General features: G+C 32.4%; 13 protein-coding genes. 10 read left to right on the top strand and 3 right to left on the bottom strand.

Features of this window, described 5'->3' with window-relative positions:
- The first annotated feature begins 43 nt into the window (after positions 1-43).
- Positions 44-1435, top strand: coding sequence for a phosphoglucosamine mutase (glmM, locus tag FF125_RS13825; RefSeq protein ID WP_138950315.1), 1392 nt, complete (start codon positions 44-46; stop codon positions 1433-1435).
- A 186-nt stretch (positions 1436-1621) separates the two neighbouring features.
- A complete protein-coding gene (locus FF125_RS13820) occupies positions 1622-3100 on the top strand; it encodes an aminotransferase class V-fold PLP-dependent enzyme (RefSeq protein ID WP_138950314.1) in 1479 nt (492 codons plus the stop codon).
- A 95-nt stretch (positions 3101-3195) separates the two neighbouring features.
- Here the strand turns inward: FF125_RS13820 and FF125_RS13815 are convergent, their stop codons facing one another.
- A complete protein-coding gene (locus FF125_RS13815) occupies positions 3196-4095 on the bottom strand; it encodes a lysophospholipid acyltransferase family protein (protein ID WP_138950313.1) in 900 nt (299 codons plus the stop codon).
- 171 nt (positions 4096-4266) lie between these two features.
- Here FF125_RS13815 and FF125_RS13810 point away from each other — a divergent pair, with 171 nt between their 5' ends.
- From FF125_RS13810 to FF125_RS13785, 6 genes are all read left to right on the top strand, one after another.
- Positions 4267-4914 carry a rhomboid family intramembrane serine protease gene (locus FF125_RS13810; protein WP_138950312.1) on the top strand — a complete coding sequence of 216 codons (648 nt, stop codon included), beginning with the start codon at positions 4267-4269 and terminating at the stop codon, positions 4912-4914.
- Between the two features lie 292 nt (positions 4915-5206).
- The gene (locus FF125_RS13805) at positions 5207-6604 is read left to right on the top strand and encodes a type III PLP-dependent enzyme domain-containing protein (protein WP_138950311.1); all 1398 of its coding nucleotides are present in this window, start codon (positions 5207-5209) and stop codon (positions 6602-6604) included.
- Positions 6597-7535 carry an agmatinase gene (gene speB / locus FF125_RS13800; protein WP_138950310.1) on the top strand — a complete coding sequence of 313 codons (939 nt, stop codon included), beginning with the start codon at positions 6597-6599 and terminating at the stop codon, positions 7533-7535. Before FF125_RS13805 ends, speB begins: the two co-directional genes overlap by 8 nt.
- On the top strand, positions 7528-8499 hold the full coding sequence (locus tag FF125_RS13795) for a deoxyhypusine synthase family protein (protein WP_138950309.1): 972 nt from the start codon (positions 7528-7530) through the stop codon (positions 8497-8499). Before speB ends, FF125_RS13795 begins: the two co-directional genes overlap by 8 nt.
- A 40-nt stretch (positions 8500-8539) precedes the next feature.
- The gene (locus FF125_RS21940) at positions 8540-8911 is read left to right on the top strand and encodes a DNA primase (protein WP_175418930.1); all 372 of its coding nucleotides are present in this window, start codon (positions 8540-8542) and stop codon (positions 8909-8911) included.
- 74 nt (positions 8912-8985) lie between these two features.
- Entirely contained in the window at positions 8986-9402 is a 417-nt protein-coding gene (locus FF125_RS13785) for a VOC family protein (protein ID WP_117883244.1), read from the top strand.
- Between the two features lie 71 nt (positions 9403-9473).
- Here the strand turns inward: FF125_RS13785 and FF125_RS13780 are convergent, their stop codons facing one another.
- Both FF125_RS13780 and FF125_RS13775 read right to left on the bottom strand, forming a co-directional pair.
- Entirely contained in the window at positions 9474-10673 is a 1200-nt protein-coding gene (locus FF125_RS13780) for a hypothetical protein (protein ID WP_138950308.1), read from the bottom strand.
- Between the two features lie 226 nt (positions 10674-10899).
- Positions 10900-11787 (bottom strand): dienelactone hydrolase family protein, encoded by an 888-nt coding sequence (locus FF125_RS13775; protein ID WP_138950307.1) that lies wholly within the window; start codon positions 11785-11787, stop codon positions 10900-10902.
- A 312-nt stretch (positions 11788-12099) separates the two neighbouring features.
- Here FF125_RS13775 and priA point away from each other — a divergent pair, with 312 nt between their 5' ends.
- Positions 12100-14547: a replication restart helicase PriA gene (gene priA, locus FF125_RS13770; RefSeq protein WP_175418929.1), complete on the top strand. Its 2448-nt coding sequence runs from the start codon at positions 12100-12102 to the stop codon at positions 14545-14547.
- Positions 14548-14876: 329 nt separating this feature from the next.
- Positions 14877-18356 (top strand): hypothetical protein, encoded by a 3480-nt coding sequence (locus tag FF125_RS13765; protein WP_138950306.1) that lies wholly within the window; start codon positions 14877-14879, stop codon positions 18354-18356.
- The last annotated feature ends 6 nt before the right edge of the window (positions 18357-18362 follow it).

The raw sequence follows: 18362 nt of genomic DNA, 5'->3' as shown, positions 1-18362 counted from the left end.
GTTTCAATTTCCATTATCTTTGTCAAAATCAAAAAAATAGCTTGTGAGTTTAATAAAATCAATTTCAGGAATTAGAGGTACTATTGGAGGTACAGTAAATGATAATTTAACACCAGTTGACGCTGTAAAATTTGCGGCATCATATGGTAGTTGGTTAATAAAGAGAAATAATAATTCGAAAAACTTGACCGTTGTAGTGGGTAGAGATGCCCGTATTTCAGGTAAAATGGTAAGTAGTTTAGTTGCGAACACTTTGGTGGGAATGGGAATTAATGTGATAGATTTAGGTTTATCAACAACACCTACTGTAGAGGTTGCTGTTCCGCTTGAAAAAGCAAATGGAGGAATTATCTTAACGGCTTCTCACAATCCAAAACAATGGAACGCTTTAAAATTATTAAATGAGAAAGGCGAATTTTTAAATGCTGCCGATGGTGCTGAAATTTTAAATATTGCAGATTCTGATGGGTATACGTTTGCTGAAGTAGATGATTTAGGTACGTATACGAAGTTGTCTGGTTATATGGATAAACATATTGATGAGGTATTAAAACTCGAATTTGTTGATGTTGATGCTATTAAAAATGCAAAATTTAAAGTAGTTGTTGATGCTGTTAATTCTACGGGAGGAATTGTAATTCCTAATTTATTGGAAAGGCTAGGAGTAGAATGTGTAAAGTTATACTGTGAACCTAACGGACAGTTTCCTCATAACCCAGAGCCATTACCTGCACATTTAGTTGATATATCAGAATTAGTAGTTAAAGAAAATGCCCATTTAGGAATCGTTGTAGATCCTGATGTAGATAGATTAGCTTTGGTTTGTGAAGATGGGTCTATGTTTGGTGAAGAATATACATTGGTAGCTTGTGCAGATTATGTTTTAGGATTGGCAAAAGGAAATACAGTGTCAAACCTATCCTCATCAAGAGCCTTACGTGATGTCACTGAAAAACACGGTGGCACTTATAAAGCAAGTGCGGTTGGTGAAGTAAATGTAGTTGAATTAATGAAAGATACCAATGCTATTATTGGAGGTGAAGGTAATGGAGGAATAATTTACCCTGCATCTCATTATGGTAGAGATTCATTGGTTGGAGTAGCCTTATTCTTATCGCATTTAGCGAAATCAAAAATGAGTTGTAAAGCCTTAAGAGAAAGTTACCCGAGTTATTTTATGAGTAAAAATAAAATACAACTTACTCCTCAATTAGATGTTGATGCTATTCTAGCTCAAATGGCTGATAAATATAAAGATGAAGATGTAAATACGATAGATGGAGTGAAAATTGATTTTGCTGACGAATGGGTGCATCTGAGAAAGTCTAATACAGAGCCTATCATTAGAGTATATACAGAAAGTGGCTCGCAAGCTAATGCAGATCAATTGGCAAAGAGAATTATGGACGAAATAGCAACGATTGCTGGAATATAAGTTTACAAAAGAGGATTGAAGCGTAAAAATGCGATTAACCATCTTTGATTAAAATAATTTTCATGAGTATTGTCCCCTTGGGGATTATCGAGAAACAAAATATATTTTGTTTTGAAGATACCAGCGAAGCTAAATAGGGGTGTTTTTTAATTGATTATAATAAACACTAAAATTAAATGTAATCCAATGAGTAATAAATCTTCTTTAGAGTCTTATTTTCAACAGTTCAGAAAACATATTATTGGAGTAGAACAATACTTTGAATCTCCGTATGGTAAAAAGAAAGTTATTTATACAGACTGGACCGCCAGTGGTAGATTATATAGACCTATTGAAGAAAAAATAATGAATGATTTTGGTCCCTTTGTGGCCAATACACATACGGAAACTTCAATTACAGGTTCTGCCATGACACATGCATATCACAAAGCTCGAGATATTATTAAGCAACATGTTAATGCCAAGAATACGGATTGTTTAATTACATCGGGAACAGGAATGACAGGTGTAATTAATAAATTTCAACGTATTTTAGGATTGCGTGTTCCAGAAAGTATGCGTGATTTTACCAACGTACCTGAAGATTTAAAACCTATTGTTTTTATAACGCATATGGAACATCACTCTAACCATACTTCTTGGTTGGAAACCATTGCAGATGTTGAGGTTATCCCTTGTGAAGAAAAAGGATTGGTTTGTTTTAAAAGCTTCGAAAAATTATTGGAAAAATACAAGGATAGAAAAATTAAAATAGCGTCAATTACGGCATGTTCTAATGTTACTGGAATTAGAACAGATTATCATAGAATGGCAAAAATTATTCATGCTTATGGAGGTTATTGTTTTGTCGATTTTGCTTGTTCTGCTCCTTATGTGCCTATAAATATGCACCCTGAAGATGAAGCTGAAAAGTTAGATGCAGTACTTTTTTCACCACACAAATTTTTAGGTGGTCCGGGTACTTCTGGAGTGTTAATTTTTTGTGATGAATTGTATCACAATACGGTACCTGATAACCCTGGTGGAGGTACAGTTACTTATACCAACCCGTGGGGAGACCATAGGTATATTGAAGATATTGAATTAAGAGAAGATGGAGGAACTCCTGGTTTTTTGCAAACGATAAGAATAGCATTGTCTATTCAGTTAAAAGAAAAAATGAGCTCTGAAAAAATATTAGCTCGTGAGCATGAGATTAATGAAATAGTTTTTGAAAAACTAAAAGAGTTAGATAACTTACATGTATTGGCAGCAGAACATGAAGATAGATTGGGTATTTTTTCTTTTTTTATAGACGATTTACATTATAACCTTGGTGTTAAGTTGTTAAATGATAAATTTGGAATTCAAACCAGAGGTGGTTGTTCTTGTGCGGGTACTTATGGTCATATTTTATTACATATAGATTTGCCAACTTCTGAACAGTATAAAGCGAAAATTGAAGAAGGCTGTTTAATTGAACGTCCGGGATGGATTAGAATGTCAATACACCCAACCATTACAAATGAAGAGGTTAATTACGTTTGTGAAAGCATCAAGGAATTATGTCTTTATTTTAATGAATGGAAAAATGATTATAATTACAATGCCGTTTCCAATGAATTTGAATTTATCGGGAGTGACCAATATGAAAAGCAGTTGGTAGAGAAATGGTTTGAAGTTTAATAGATGTAATTGGCCCCTAGAGGTTACTTTTGGGGTGTCTATTTAATATTTTCAGATGCTTGTTTGTAGTTACAACGGCAGACTCAAGACTTTTTTTAGTCCTGATTCTTTTTTAACAAATTCTTGCCTCGATGTTTAAATCGCTTATGCGTCCAAAAATAATATTCAGGGGCTTCTTTTATTTCTTCTTCCACTTTTCTTAAGTAAATATCTGTGATATCATAATCTTTAAAGGATTGTGGTTCATCAGTAATCAATTCAAAATTAACCTCATAATACCCACGTTTTACACGTTTGGTTTTAAAAAATACCACAGGAAGATCATATTTTTTTGCCAAGTGCTCAGCACCCGTGTGTATAGGTAAGTTGTCTACACCCAAAAAGTGCGACCAATAATGTGCTTTTGTAACTTGCGGCGATTGATCACCTAAAAAACCATAAAGAGATAATCTATTCTCTTCGGTGTTTTTATTCATCACAGAAAAGATTTTTTTTGTGTTGACCAAGTTGGTATTAAATCGACCTCTGGTTTCTATTATTTTTTTATCGAAGTATTTATTATTTATCTTTTTGTAAACAGCATAGCCATTAAAACTAACTTGCGTATTCAATAAAAAGATCCATTCCCAATTGGCGTAATGTCCACCCATTAAAAGGGTACTTTTATTCTGTTTTTCAAGTTTTTTCAGTACATCAATATTGCCAATTTTATATCTTTTTGCCAATTGTTTTTTCGAAATTGTAAACAGTTTTATGATTTCAACAAAAACATCTACAAAATGTCTGTAAGATTTTTTGGCAATACGCGTAATTTCTTCATCAGACTTTTCCGGAAAAACTAATTGTAAATTGTCGAAAACAACTTTTTTTCGATATCCAATGATATAGTAAAGTAAATAATAGAATGCATCAGAAATAAAATGTAACACTCTGAAAGGTAGTATAGACAAGAGCCATATAAAAGGATAGACAAGAATATAACTTAACAATTGCATAATCAATATAAATAATTCTTCGATGACTGCATCGACGTTTCCTATTTACCACGCTCATAGCGTGGTCACAATTATTTAAGTAATTGCGGGTGAAGCAAAAATAAAATTATCAAATTTATTTTGCGACAAATATCGTTATATAATTTATCTTTGAACAAATTATAAGTACAAATGAATTACGCCGTAGTCGCATTAATTGTCATAAATGTATTAATTTCTTTAAAAGGATTTTCTGATAGATCTTTTTTTGAACGATATAAATTTCAAATTGGTCCCATTTTAAATGGTGAGCAGGTGCGTATGTTTACTTCAGGGTTCTTGCATGTAGATCAAGCTCATTTGTTTTTTAACATGTTTGCTTTATATATTTTTGCTGATCCTGTAATTGATCAATTAGGAGTTTTTAAATTTGTAATTATTTATTTAGGGAGTTTGTTGGCAGGTAGTACTTTAGCCTTGAGTTTTCATAAAAAAGATCCTTATTATAGTGCTGTTGGTGCTTCTGGAGCGGTTATGGGTATTATTTACGCAGGTATTATGTTAAATCCTGATATGAGGTTGACTTTTATTTTCTTCCCGTTTTTTGATATTCCAGGATATGTATTTGGTGTAGGGTATTTACTGTATTCTATGTATGGTATGAAAAAACAATTGGGTAATACCGGGCATAGTGCACATTTAGGTGGAGCCGTGGGAGGATTTGTACTAACATTGGCTTTATTTCCAGAGGTTTTTATGCAAAACAAGATGATTACAATTGTCCTTGCAATTCCCATAATACTGATGTTTGTGTTCAAAAATAAGCTCGAGAATAATTAATATTAAAATAAAATATTTTTTTGTCAATTATTTCATTTTTTTTCTACATTTGCTGTACTATAAAAACTAAGTGATCAGTTTTCCATTTTTCGATTACAATCTATGTTTGAAGAAGTTAGATTGTAATGTGCAACGTTTGTACGACGAAAAAATTATGGTTTCTTCTTCCTATCTCGGATTTAATAATCTGAAGTTTATTCGCTTAGCGAAAGGCTATATGTATATTCTTGTTTAATTTTTATATTATTTTTTTACCTTGAAGAATAAATAATATAAAAATTTAAAATTAAGAATGAATACAAAATATATTGATTTAATAAATCAGACATTTGATTTCCCTCAACAAGAATTTAAAGTAGATAAAGACCAATTACTTTTTCATGATATCGATCTAATGAAATTGGTAGAAGAGTACGGATCTCCTTTAAAATTCAGCTATTTACCAAAAATTTCAGAGAACATTAATACCGCAAAAAGTTGGTTCGCAAAAGCCTTTGAAAAACATAATTATAAAGGTAAATACCATTATTGTTATTGTACAAAAAGTTCGCACTTTAATTTTGTTCTGAACGAAGCTTTAAAAAACGACATTCATATAGAGACGTCCTCTGCCTTTGATATTAATATTGTTGAAAAATTAATAGAAAATGGTAAGATCAAAGACACAGATTACATCCTTTGTAACGGATTTAAACGTGAACAATACGTATTAAATATTGCAAGATTAATTAATAGTGGACATGAAAACTGTATTCCTATTATTGATAATTATGAGGAGATTAGTTTACTAAGTGAAGAAATAGACGGTAAATTTAAAGTGGGTATTAGAATTGCTTCTGAAGAAGAGCCTAAATTTGAATTTTATACAAGTAGATTGGGTATTGGGTATAAAAATATTGTACCTTTTTACAAAAATCAAATACAAGACAATCCGAAGGTATCGTTAAAAATGCTTCACTTTTTTATCAATACAGGTATTAGAGACAATGCCTATTATTGGAATGAGTTGTTAAAATGTTTGAAAGTCTATGTTAGCTTGAAAAAGATTTGTCCAACGTTAGACAGTCTAAATATAGGTGGAGGCTTTCCAATTAAAAACTCACTAGCATTTGATTTTGATTATGAATATATGATTGATGAAATTGTAAATCAAATTAATTTAACCTGTCAGGAAGCTGAAGTTGACGTACCTAATATCTTTACAGAATTTGGAAGTTTTACCGTAGGAGAGAGTGGAGGTGCTATTTACAAAGTATTGTATCAGAAAAAACAAAATGATAGAGAGAATTGGAATATGATTGATTCTTCATTTATCACAACGTTACCAGATTCTTGGGCCATAAATAAACGTTTTGTAATGTTACCTATTAACAGATGGAATTCTAATTATGAAAGGGTTTTATTGGGTGGATTAACTTGTGATAGTGATGATTATTACAATTCAGAACAACATATTAATGCTATTTACATGCCTGTGTATAGAGATGATAAACCGTTATATATTGGTTTTTTTAATACGGGAGCATACCAACAATCAATAGGAGGTTTTGGAGGATTACAACATTGTTTAATTCCGCAACCTAAACATATATTAATTGATAAAGACAGCGATGGGAACATCAGAACTAAATTATTTTCACAACAACAAACACACACAGATTTTTTAAAAATTTTAGGCTATTATGAGTAACAAAACGTATGCTGGAATTCCACAGGAATATTCAAAACTTGAAAAAGCACAAGTGGTATTAATTCCTGTTCCTTATGATGGAACAAGCACATGGCAAAAAGGTGCAAACAAAGGTCCTGATGCTTTTTTAGAAGCATCAGAAAACATGGAACTGTACGATATTGAAACAGATTCAGAAGTTTACAAACAAGGTGTTTTCTTAGCTGAGGCGGTTACAGAAGATAGTTCGCCAGAAGCAATGGTAGAAGAAGTACACCAAACTGTTAAAAAGTATATCAATAAGAATAAATTCGTAACCATTTTTGGTGGTGAGCATTCTATTTCTATTGGTACAATTAGAGCTTTTAACGAATGTTTTAATAGCTTAACTGTTTTGCATATTGACGCTCATGCCGATTTAAGACCTGAGTATGAAGGTACTAAATGTAATCATGCTTGTGCTGTTTATGAAGCTAGTCAAAATACCAACTTAATTCAAGTTGGAATCCGTAGTATGGATGTTCTTGAGAAAACGGTTATGGATACCGAGAAAACATTTTTTGCCCATGAAATGGTAACTAATGAATATTGGGTAGAAAATGTAATAGATTTAATGACTGAGAATGTTTTTATTACATTTGATTTAGATGCTTTTGATCCGTCAATTATGCCAAGCACTGGTACACCAGAGCCAGGAGGATTATTATGGTACGAAACATTAGATTTTTTAAAGCAAGTTTTTAAAGAAAAAAACGTCGTTGGTTTTGATATCGTTGAGCTTTGTCCTAACGAAGATGATAAATCTTCAGATTTTTTAGCTGCTAAATTGTATTATAAAATGTTAAGTTATAAATTCGCTGACCTTGATGTTGACGATTTTGATGAATTAAATGATGATGCTATAGCATTAAAAAATAATATTGCTAACTTTATAGATGAAGACGATGATTAAAGGACCTATATCAAATTTTGTAGAAAAATATTATCTACACTTTAACGCAGCCGCTTTGGTCGATGCTGCAAAAGGTTACGAAGACCAATTAAATAAAGGTGCTAAAATGCTAGTATCTCTGGCAGGTGCAATGAGTACGGCTGAATTAGGTAAAATATTTGCTGAAGTTATCCGTCAAGATAAAGTGCAAATAATTTCTTGTACCGGTGCAAACTTGGAAGAAGATATTATGAACTTGGTAGCACATTCGCATTATAAACGTGTCCCTAATTATAGAGATTTAACGCCTCAAGATGAATGGGATTTACTTGAAAAAGGCTTGAATAGGGTTACTGATACTTGTATACCAGAAGAAGAAGCTTTTAGAAGGTTACAAAAGCATATTTTTAAAATTTGGAAAGATGCAGAAGATGCTGGTGAGCGATACTTACCGCATGAATACATGTATAAACTTTTATTGTCTGGTGTTTTAGAAGACTATTACGAAATTGACTTGAAAGATTCATGGATGTATGCGGCAGCTGAAAAAAATCTACCGATTATTTGTCCAGGTTGGGAAGATAGTACCATGGGCAATATTTTTGCATCTTATGTGTTAAAAGGAGAATTAAAAGCAAGTACCATGAAAAGTGGTATTGAATATATGACATTTTTGGCTGACTGGTATACTGATAATTCTGAAAATGGTATTGGTTTCTTTCAAATAGGTGGTGGAATTGCCGGTGATTTTCCGATTTGTGTAGTACCAATGTTATATCAAGATATGGAGCGTCCAGAAACGCCTTTTTGGAGTTATTTTTGTCAAATATCTGATTCAACAACAAGTTATGGTTCGTATTCAGGAGCAGTTCCTAACGAGAAAATTACTTGGGGTAAATTAGACATAGATACGCCGAAGTTTATTATTGAAAGCGATGCAACAATTGTTGCACCATTAGTATTTGCATATTTGCTAAATATGTAATAATATTATAACCTTAAAACTATAAAAAATAAAAAAACTCATGAAAAGAGTAATTGTCGATTTTAAAAAACTAACGGAAGACATTTTAAATATGTTGGTGGAGAAATTCCCTGATGGCTATGGTGATTCTGATATTGTTGTTTTTAAAAATGCAGCGGGTGAAACTATTGAAGCTGTAGAAGTAAAAACAGAGGATACTATTTATCTTGTAAAAGTTAGTGTAAGATTAGAAGAATCTATGGAAAATCATGTTGATACAAGTGATGATGACGATGACGATGATGACGATGATGCTATAATTGATGATGATATGATTGGAGATGAAGATTTAGAATTTGATGGAGATGACGATGATGACGATGACGATGATGAGCCTTCAGTTAAGGATTCTGATGATGAAGACGACGATTAATATCTAATGAGCATTCGTTAGCCCCGTTTTTTCGCGGAACAACGAGTTACCATTTAACTTTAAATCCGAATCATATGAATGCACCATTTCATTTATCATTGCCTTGTTTAGATATAGAAGCAACGAGAAATTTCTATATAGATAAATTAGGTGCTGACTTAGGTAGAGTTGCTCAAAATTGGTTAGATATCAATTTATATGGCAATCAAATTACGTTTACCAAATCGGGTAAATTTGATTTTAGCTTTCAAAATTATAGTTTTGAAGGTAAAATTTTACCATCATTTCATTTTGGGATTATTGTCACTCATGAAGTTTGGGAAAAATTATATAAAAGAATTACGTCGCAACACATAGAACTTTTTGAAGAAATAACATTCTTAAAAGGTAAAAATGGAGAGCATACGTCATTTTTTGTAAAGGACCCTAATGATTATATGGTCGAGTTTAAAACATTTGCTGTTACAAAAGATGTTTTTAAAACCAATTAAAAATGAACAATAAAAAAGGCTTACCAATTGGTAAGCCTTTTTTCTGCATCAACTTTCCCTTTTCTTACTTTTTACATCCTTCTTTTTGAAGAAGATCTCTTTACTGGAGATGTAGATGCTGTTCTTGTTTTTCTTTGCACGGTAGATTTAGTCCTTGTTGGAGTAGATCTTTGTGATGCCGTTCTAGAAGAACTAGAGGTCTTTCTTGTTTGAGTTCTTGTAGTACGTTGTACAGGTTTTCTTTCTGTTATTTGTAATGAACTTCTGTTTTTTGTTGAAGAATTTCTTTGTGAAATACTTCTTTCATTTGCTTTACGAGACTGTGTTTTCACTGTACGTTGTGCAGGCTTTCTGTCACTTCTGTTCTGAACCGTACTTCTCGTTTGAGTATTAACAGTTCTATTATTGCGAGGTGTAGTACTTCTATTTTGTGCAACTGTTCTTTTAGGTGTTTTATTTGTTGTTCTATTAGAACGGGTGCTATTTTTAATGTTTCTAGTCGCCGTATTACGTTGAGCCGTTTGTCTTCTTGTTACAGTGTTATTTCTTTTACTATTAACTCCTTTTGATCTTGCAACACTAGAATTACGAGTTCTTACTCTAGAGTTTATTTTTTTATATCCTCTATTACTATTATAACTTCTATTATAGTTTCTTTTGTGATTGTTTTTACCATAATAATAGCTGTAACGTGTTGGTCTATATCTATTTCTATAAGGCTTATAACTTAGTATCGATCTGTTAAAAAATGGTAGTACAAAAAAGTTATGAAATGGGTGAAACACATGATGTCTGTTAAATACATTTACATAGCCTCTATGGTACGAATACCCTCCATAAGAATTGTAATAGATGTTTAAGCTACCGATTCGGTTTACTCTACTAGAACGGTAATTAATCTTTACACCACCAGCTTCGATTATACGCCCATAAGAGTCATAATAAATTGGTGTGTTTTCTATTTGAATTATAGCACCATAATCATCGTATTGTACATAAGGCTCATAATTATAACCTGAGTTGTAACTGATACTTACATTATCTAGATCAACGCCAACATGCATACCACGTCTTGGGTTAATATAAAAATCAAACTCTCCATTTTGGAATATTGAAAATGTAATTCCTTCTTCAACAAATGTGAAGGATTTATTATTTTCATAAACTCCCCTGTTTTGAGTTTCTAAATAAGTGTTTGCATCAGTAGCATAAATTTGCGGACTAAGGCTCAGTGCGAAGACTGTTACGAGTAATAATGTAATTTTTTTCATAATTAAAGTGTTAAAGGTTAATAAATAGGTTTTGGTTAACACTACCGTGAAGATAATTACAAGCATCGTGCCAAAGTCCAGAACCCTTGTCTTATAAGGGTTTTGTGCAGTATATACTTATGGAGTATTTATTTGTAGAATTAAATTATCAAATTGTTTTCATTTTTAAATGTTAAAATTAACTTGATAAAGTTGAGGATAAATTTTAATTTTAAAATGGAATAACTTAAACTAGCTTTTCCTTAAAAAAAGCAATCGTACGTTTCCATGCAAGTTTAGCGGCAGTTTCATCATACCTAGGAGTAGTGTCATTGTGGAATCCATGATTTACGCCTTTATAGATATGTGCAGTATAAGTTTTTTTATGTTCTTTTAATGCAGTTTCATAAGCTGGCCATCCTGCATTTACTCTTTTATCTAATTCGGCAAATTGGAGGAGTAATGGAGCCTTAATTTTTGGTACATCTTTAGTTTCTGGTTGCCCTCCATAAAAAGGAACAGATGCTTTTAAATCGGGAATATGTACCGCCATCATGTTAGAAATGGAACCTCCAAAACAAAAACCGACAACACCAACATTACCTGTACATTCCTTGTGGGCTTTTAATAAGTCATAGGCAGAGATAAAATCCTCTAGCATTTCATTTCGGTCTCTCTTGCGTTGTAGTTCTCTACCTTCATCATCGTTACCAGGATATCCTCCTAAAGGGAATAATGCATCTGGTGCAAAAGCTATAAAGCCTTCAAGAGCAGCTCTGCGAGCTACATCTTCAATATGTGGATTAAGACCTCTGTTTTCGTGTACTACTATTATTCCAGGTAATTTTGCAGTGCTATCAATAGGTCTTGTTAATAAACCACGCATTTTTCCACCACCTTTGGGTGACTCATATTCAACATATTCGGACTTTAGACGAGGGTCATTAAAATTAACTTTCTGAGCTTCTACATATTTAGGCATTAAAAAGGCTAATAAAGAAGGAAGGGTTAATCCACCTACAGCATAAACTGAAAGCTTATTCATAAAATTTCGACGGTCAATCTTACTATGGACATAACTATCGTACAAATCAAAAACTTCTTGATTGATATCTTCTTTTTTTATATTCTTCATTTTTATTAATTTAATGATTACCTGATGTTTATAAAGATACAATATTTTAAATAATACCAGTATTTCTATTTTTTCTAATTTTTAATCCATTGCTTTCAATAGTTCGATTGATTTTCTGGCGATGTGTCCGGAAGAAAATTGTATCGAGAACAATTTTCTAAGAATTAAAATTTTAACTTTGCTTTTTGAGGTTGGTAAGTTTTGATAGTAAACGGTTAACTTCTCAACTCCGCTCAAGGTGATATTCGTAAATATGAATACCCGAAATTAATTTACAAAAAGTAATAACAAACAGTAAAACCACAAACATTTTTGAACAACTTCGTAAACGTCATATTACCAATACCCTTACAGCAACTCTTTACGTATAGTATAACGGAAGCTGAAAAAGATTTTTTAGAACCAGGTATGCGTGTGGCTGTACCTTTCGGAAAATCAAAAATATATACGGCTATAGTAGCAGAAGTACATCAAAAGGAACCTACGGCATATCAAGCCAAGGATATTTTTCAAATTTTAGATGAGTATCCAATTATTACAAAAAAGCAATTGAAACATTGGCAATGGATAGCCAATTATTATATGTGTTCTTTAGGTGAAGTATTGCGTTCTGCATTACCGTCAACATTTTTATTGGAAAGTGAAACACAGGTTATAAAAAATAAAGAATTCATGTTGGAATCTTCCTTAACGGATGATGAATTTTTAATCATAGAAGCGTTAGAACATCAAGAGGTATTACCTATTCAGAAAATTAGTGCCATTCTAGATAAAAAACGTGTTTTACCCATTTTAAATGATTTACTCAAAAAGAAAGCAATTGTTTTACAAGAAGAAATTATAGAGCAATACACACCTAAATTAATAAAGTATATCCGTTTAAATGAACGGTATAATGATCAAGTAGCATTAGGGGAATTACTAGAGGAACTAAGCAGAGCCAATCAACAACGCAATGCCGTAATGACTTATTTTTCATTACATGGAGCTACCAAAAAACCAATAAAGCAGAAGCAACTTAAAGAGGTTAGTAAAGTATCACCTGCAGTTATAAAAGCATTGGTAGAAAAAGAAGTGTTTGAAATTTATACCATCCAAACAGATCGTGTTAACTTTAAAGAAGCTACCGATAGTTTTAAGGAACTATCTGAATTTCAGGAAGAATGCTATAATGACCTCAATACAAGTTTTGAGATAAATGAAGTTGTTTTATTACATGGCATCACGTCAAGTGGTAAAACAGAAATCTATGTAAAACTAATTGACCAAGTATTAAAGCAAGGTAAACAAGTATTATATTTAGTACCAGAAATTGCACTAACAACTCAGTTAATTGACCGCTTACAGAAATATTTCGGAAATAAAATTGCCGTATTTCACTCTAAATATTCTTTAAATGAAAGGGTGGAAGTGTGGAATAATATTTTAAACAAGTCAGATAAAGCACAGTTAATTTTAGGTGCCAGATCTTCTATATTTTTACCATTTTCAGAATTGGGATTAATCATTGTAGATGAAGAACATGAAACTTCGTACAAACAATTTGATCCTGCACCACGTTATCATGCACGAGACGCAGCCATTGTATTGGCCAATTTGCATAAAGCGAAAGTGCTTTTAGGAAGTGCCACTCCATCTTTAGAGAGTTATTACAATGCAGAACAAAAAAAGTATGGCTTGGTAGAACTCAACCGTCGTTTTGGGAATGTTTTGTTGCCAGAAATTGAATTGGTAGATATTAAAGAAGGGTACCGTAAAAAACGAATGACCAAACATTTTTCAGAACGACTTATGGTGCTGATTAATGAAGCTTTAGATGAAAAAGAACAGATTATATTATTTCAAAACCGACGTGGATTTTCACCAATAGTAGAGTGTAAATCTTGCGGTGTTTCTCCCCAATGCCCTAATTGCGATGTCAGTTTAACCTACCATAAATTACGTGGCGAATTAAAATGTCATTATTGTGGATATCACAAGCCGCTACCTAAAATATGTTCAGCTTGTGGAAATCCGAGTTTAGACACTAAAGGTTTTGGTACAGAGCAAATTGAATTGGAATTGCAAGAATTATTCCCTAATCATAAAATTGGGAGAATGGATTTAGATACCACACGTGGTAAATATGGTTATCATAAAATTATTGAGGCATTTCAATCTCGTGAAATTGATATTTTAGTGGGGACACAAATGCTTTCAAAAGGCTTAGATTTTGACAATGTTTCGCTAGTTGGCGTATTAAATGCTGATAATATGCTCAATTTTCCAGATTTCAGAGCACACGAAAAGAGTTTTCAGTTGTTAGTGCAAGTTTCTGGTAGGGCAGGGCGAGCTAAAAAAAGAGGTAAAGTAGCTATCCAAACCTTTAACCCGTATCATCAAATACTACAACAAGTTACAACAAATGATTATGCTACGATGTACAAAGAACAATTGTACGAACGCCATCAATACAAATACCCTCCAATTTTAAGGATGGTTAAAATAACATTAAAGCATAGAGATTATATCAAAGTAACTTCAGGAGCTGATTGGTTGTATAAGTCTTTATATAATACGTTTGGGACTAATATTTTAGGACCCACGAGTCCTGCCATTTCAAGAATTAGAAATCAACATATTAAAACTATTCTAATTAAGTTACCCCAAGATAAATCGATAAACTTATCAAAAGCAGTAATACAAAAAATTAAAAATAGCTTTCAGTCTATACCTAATTATCGACCGATACGGTTTAATGTAGATGTGGATAATTATTAATTCATTCTATAAATAGATTGTTTTTACTTTTTATTGAAATTATAGGTTTTTTGATATTTCTAATGTTCTCTGTTCACATTATAGGATAAGAAATAAAGTAGCGAAGACTGTTTTATTCGTAGCGATACTTTAATAATAATTCAATTCTTATAAACTTGTTTGAAAATAAACATTTTGTATAATATGTTCCCTTTTCAAAAGTAGTTCTAATGTTTTTTCTCGAATTTTGTAAGACATAAAATTGGTTAACCAATTTTTAGTGACTATATTTATAGCCATAGAAGTTCTTAGTTTATTATTTTAAAAATGCACAACTTAAATCTTAAAAAATGAGTAGGGAAAGCCAATTGAATCAAGATCAAATTAAACAGAGTAGGAAAGATACCATACAATATATAAATCTGCAATTATCTGCTCTTGGGCAACCTATTTATCATGATGATGAGAATTCTGTAGATAAGTTATGCAATCCGAAGTTTCAAAAATTAACGAATGGTTTAATCCAAAATTTTCGTGAAAAATCTAGATTACTTTCAGATCATTTGGCTCCTGCGGATACCAGAATTCAAAATTTTTTAAACGATTATTTGGCGGAAGAATTAGAACGGACCTCTATACATTTACCTAACGATACGTTGATTTTAAATCAAAAAGGGCATGCTAGAGAAGTGAGTTTACCACCAAATGGAGACTCATTTAAAAGTGAAGATATTACTTCGTATAGAATTAAACAAGGTATTTTAAACAATCCAATAAATGATAAACGAACAACTAAAGGTACTTTTCATATTGTAGAAGGGCCATTACCAGTTCCATTAGATAAGCAAGAAGTACCAAAAATTGTATTTAAGCATTTTTTGAATGCAGCATTTAACCCTTCAGACAAATTAAAAGTATTACCATTTACTGCTAATCAAGACGAAAAGGCCAAATTGATGGTTTCGTTTTTAATGAGACCTGTGGTTTGTCCAGAAGTTAAAGGTGTTATATCAAAAAAGAGTTTAGAGGTTCGTTTTTTTGCTCCAGGAAGCTTGGTTAGTAATTTAGATTTTGTGGAAACTATTTTCGGTAATGCAGGAGATCCAAATTTAGCACATAATGATGCTGCATTAGATACGGAACATTGGACAGGCCATACAGGTTGTGTTATTCTAGCACCGCAATTAAAACTCCTTAAGAAAAAAGATGTTGGATTGCCTCATTATGATGATGCCACAGAACGTCAAAGAAATGACGGAATGTGCTGGAAAAATGAAAATGAATTGTATAATGATGGAGGGGCTTTTAAAATAACTTGTAGAGATGATCGAGGTGTTGTAGTCACCCTTATTGCAGACAATTATTTTGGATACTCTAAAAAAGAAATTAAAACTCAAATCAGCTATTCGGCAAACTTATTTGGTTTAGTTGAAGAAGAGCATTCAGGTGGTGCCATTGCATTCCCTAGAGGTGTTATGGGTGATATTGTTGATGGTAATAAGTTTAATTCCAAATTTGGTAACAGCTTCAGTTTTGAAGATGTTAAAGCTTTATTGGGAGACAGAATTGATATTCAACCTTCAAATTATGCAATCGATAAGAAATATCCAAACCTGGTTTATATCCCTGAAGATGCCTATATCAATACAAATACCAATAGCATTACTTGGACCTATAATAATGCTCAACAAAAACTGATTTTATCACCGGTAAAAACATATATACATCCAACAGGTAATAAATTTAGATTAGAAAAACATCAAGCGATTTCTTTGTGGCGAATCGTTAACACCTCACCTGAAGGTGTATTTTGTCACAAGCCTTGTACCGTTTCTGGTGGTGGAAAATCAGAGATTTCAAAATCTATGCTAAACGCCATTACTTATAATTCGTTTAACATTATTGATATTGACGAGGACTTTAAAAAGGCTGATGAAATTATTGAATTTAATTATTCAAAACGTTGGAAAAATTACGACCCTACCTTACCACCGTCTAGGTCTTTTTTAGATAAAGGAAGAACTTTGGGGTCTGCTGTAAAGCTTTTGTCACCTTCAAAAAATAATACTGATGCTTATAATGAATTTGTTACGAATATTCCTGTTCATATAAGATCCTTGGTCTTATTTGTAAAAAGGCTTTATCGACAAGATCATGAGCGATTGAATTGGAAAGATTGTATGTCAGTTCAAATTATAAACGGACAAAAAGGTACTGGGTTATGGTATTTCAATAATAAGGTAGTTGGAAGTTACGTACGCATTGGATTTAATCAAGAAGGAATTTGGATGTTGAATAAGCTCAGGTCAGATTTTTCTGCTTCAACGAAAATTCAAATGGAAGATGATATTTCTGCTTCTATTACATTACCACGTAATCAGTTTAAAGATTTAAATCCGCTTTATCCAAATAAAAGTTTAAAAGTAGTTGCCAATTGTGAATCTCACTTATTTCAAAGACCTGATGAAGCCATTATACGGGGATATGACGAAGGTGCTGAACGCGATTTGGTTGCAGACGGAGTATTTTTAACAAATTACGAATTACTAACCAAAAAAGATGCGGTAGAAATTTATGAAGATACCATCAATTTTGATAAATATACACAGCCAGTAAAAGATCTAATTATAAGCGTAGTAACGAGTGAAAATGAGGAGGAATATTTTGCCTTACCATCACACACGAGGATTGTAAATGGGGAACCTACTAAAAATCCACGCTATTTAGAACCTAATATCTTTTTCAATGAAACGGAAGCGAGTTATTTAGGTGAAATAGGCGTTCGTTTATGCCGAAAAATAAAATCGGAAGATCCTGTTATTAATGTCGTAAATGCGGTATTACCAGGAAGAAGAAATAACCCTGTAGATAAAAAAGCAGGCATACGGCCTTTGGCAGTTTATAACCCCATCCATTATCAGGAAACGCCTGAGTTATTCATGGATTTTATTTGTAGTTTAACGGGAAAATCCCCTTCTACTACAGGAGCGGGTTCTGAAGGAGCCTTAACCAAAGGGCCCTTTAATATGTTAACGCCAACAACGGACTTAAACAATGCCTTATTATCTCATATTTTAACGGAGTCTAATGCATTTAGTACCGCTGCAGGTTATGTAGGTGGTGATAATAAAGTAGATCATGATATTAGTTTGTTAATACCTGAAATTTGGGCACGATTGGTACCTGAAGATAGAGATCCAAAAGCATTGATAGCAAATGGATCTTTAGAAAAGTTAGAAGATTTTGAACATAATGGTAAAAAAGTACTGGCAAGCAGGCTAGGATACCGTATTACGAGTATGTTTTCTTTACGATGTTTAAATCGATTGTTTGATGAACCCAATGCTGTATTTAATGAAAAGATGTTAAAACCTGAATTACAAGGATTGGAAGATTATGTAGATGGTATTGCAAATATTGTTGAGGCCCAACAAAAAGTAGCCCTTCGCTATTTTGAAGATGGAAGTATAGCATCTGCCATACCGCCATTAAAAATAGTATTACATATGATGGCATATGGACATTATGAAGGCAAGGAGATGAGTGACTCTGAGTTGAGAGGTTATTTTGAAAGAGATTATATCATCAATAGCGATTGGTATCAAGAAAGATTAAAAATCAAACAACAAAAGGATATCCAATTTTATACAAAACAAAAAGACTATTTAGAAAGTTTTATTGCAAAAAGTAACAATGCGTTATTGGTTACTGAATTGGACTTAAATACCCAATTGCATAAAGTTGAAAATTCACTTAAAGAGGTGAGCTCTGCTGACTATCTTAAAAGCTTAGTGGGTACTATTGGAGCAGATCCTTTATACAGAAAATAGACTTTT

The sequence above is a fragment of the Aureibaculum algae genome (assembly GCF_006065315.1).
Taxonomy (GTDB): Bacteria; Bacteroidota; Bacteroidia; order Flavobacteriales; family Flavobacteriaceae; genus Aureibaculum; species Aureibaculum algae.
This window is presented reverse-complemented; position numbering and strand designations above follow the sequence as displayed.

Coding starts and splice junctions, on each gene's coding strand:
- FF125_RS13820 (WP_138950314.1), top strand. CDS start 1,622: ATGAGTAATAAATCTTCTTTAGAGTCTTATTTTCAACAGTTCAGAAAA.
- FF125_RS13815 (WP_138950313.1), bottom strand. CDS start 4,095: ATGCAATTGTTAAGTTATATTCTTGTCTATCCTTTTATATGGCTCTTG.
- FF125_RS13810 (WP_138950312.1), top strand. CDS start 4,267: ATGAATTACGCCGTAGTCGCATTAATTGTCATAAATGTATTAATTTCT.
- FF125_RS13805 (WP_138950311.1), top strand. CDS start 5,207: ATGAATACAAAATATATTGATTTAATAAATCAGACATTTGATTTCCCT.
- speB (WP_138950310.1), top strand. CDS start 6,597: ATGAGTAACAAAACGTATGCTGGAATTCCACAGGAATATTCAAAACTT.
- FF125_RS13795 (WP_138950309.1), top strand. CDS start 7,528: ATGATTAAAGGACCTATATCAAATTTTGTAGAAAAATATTATCTACAC.
- FF125_RS21940 (WP_175418930.1), top strand. CDS start 8,540: ATGAAAAGAGTAATTGTCGATTTTAAAAAACTAACGGAAGACATTTTA.
- FF125_RS13785 (WP_117883244.1), top strand. CDS start 8,986: ATGAATGCACCATTTCATTTATCATTGCCTTGTTTAGATATAGAAGCA.
- FF125_RS13780 (WP_138950308.1), bottom strand. CDS start 10,673: ATGAAAAAAATTACATTATTACTCGTAACAGTCTTCGCACTGAGCCTT.
- FF125_RS13775 (WP_138950307.1), bottom strand. CDS start 11,787: ATGAAGAATATAAAAAAAGAAGATATCAATCAAGAAGTTTTTGATTTG.
- FF125_RS13765 (WP_138950306.1), top strand. CDS start 14,877: ATGAGTAGGGAAAGCCAATTGAATCAAGATCAAATTAAACAGAGTAGG.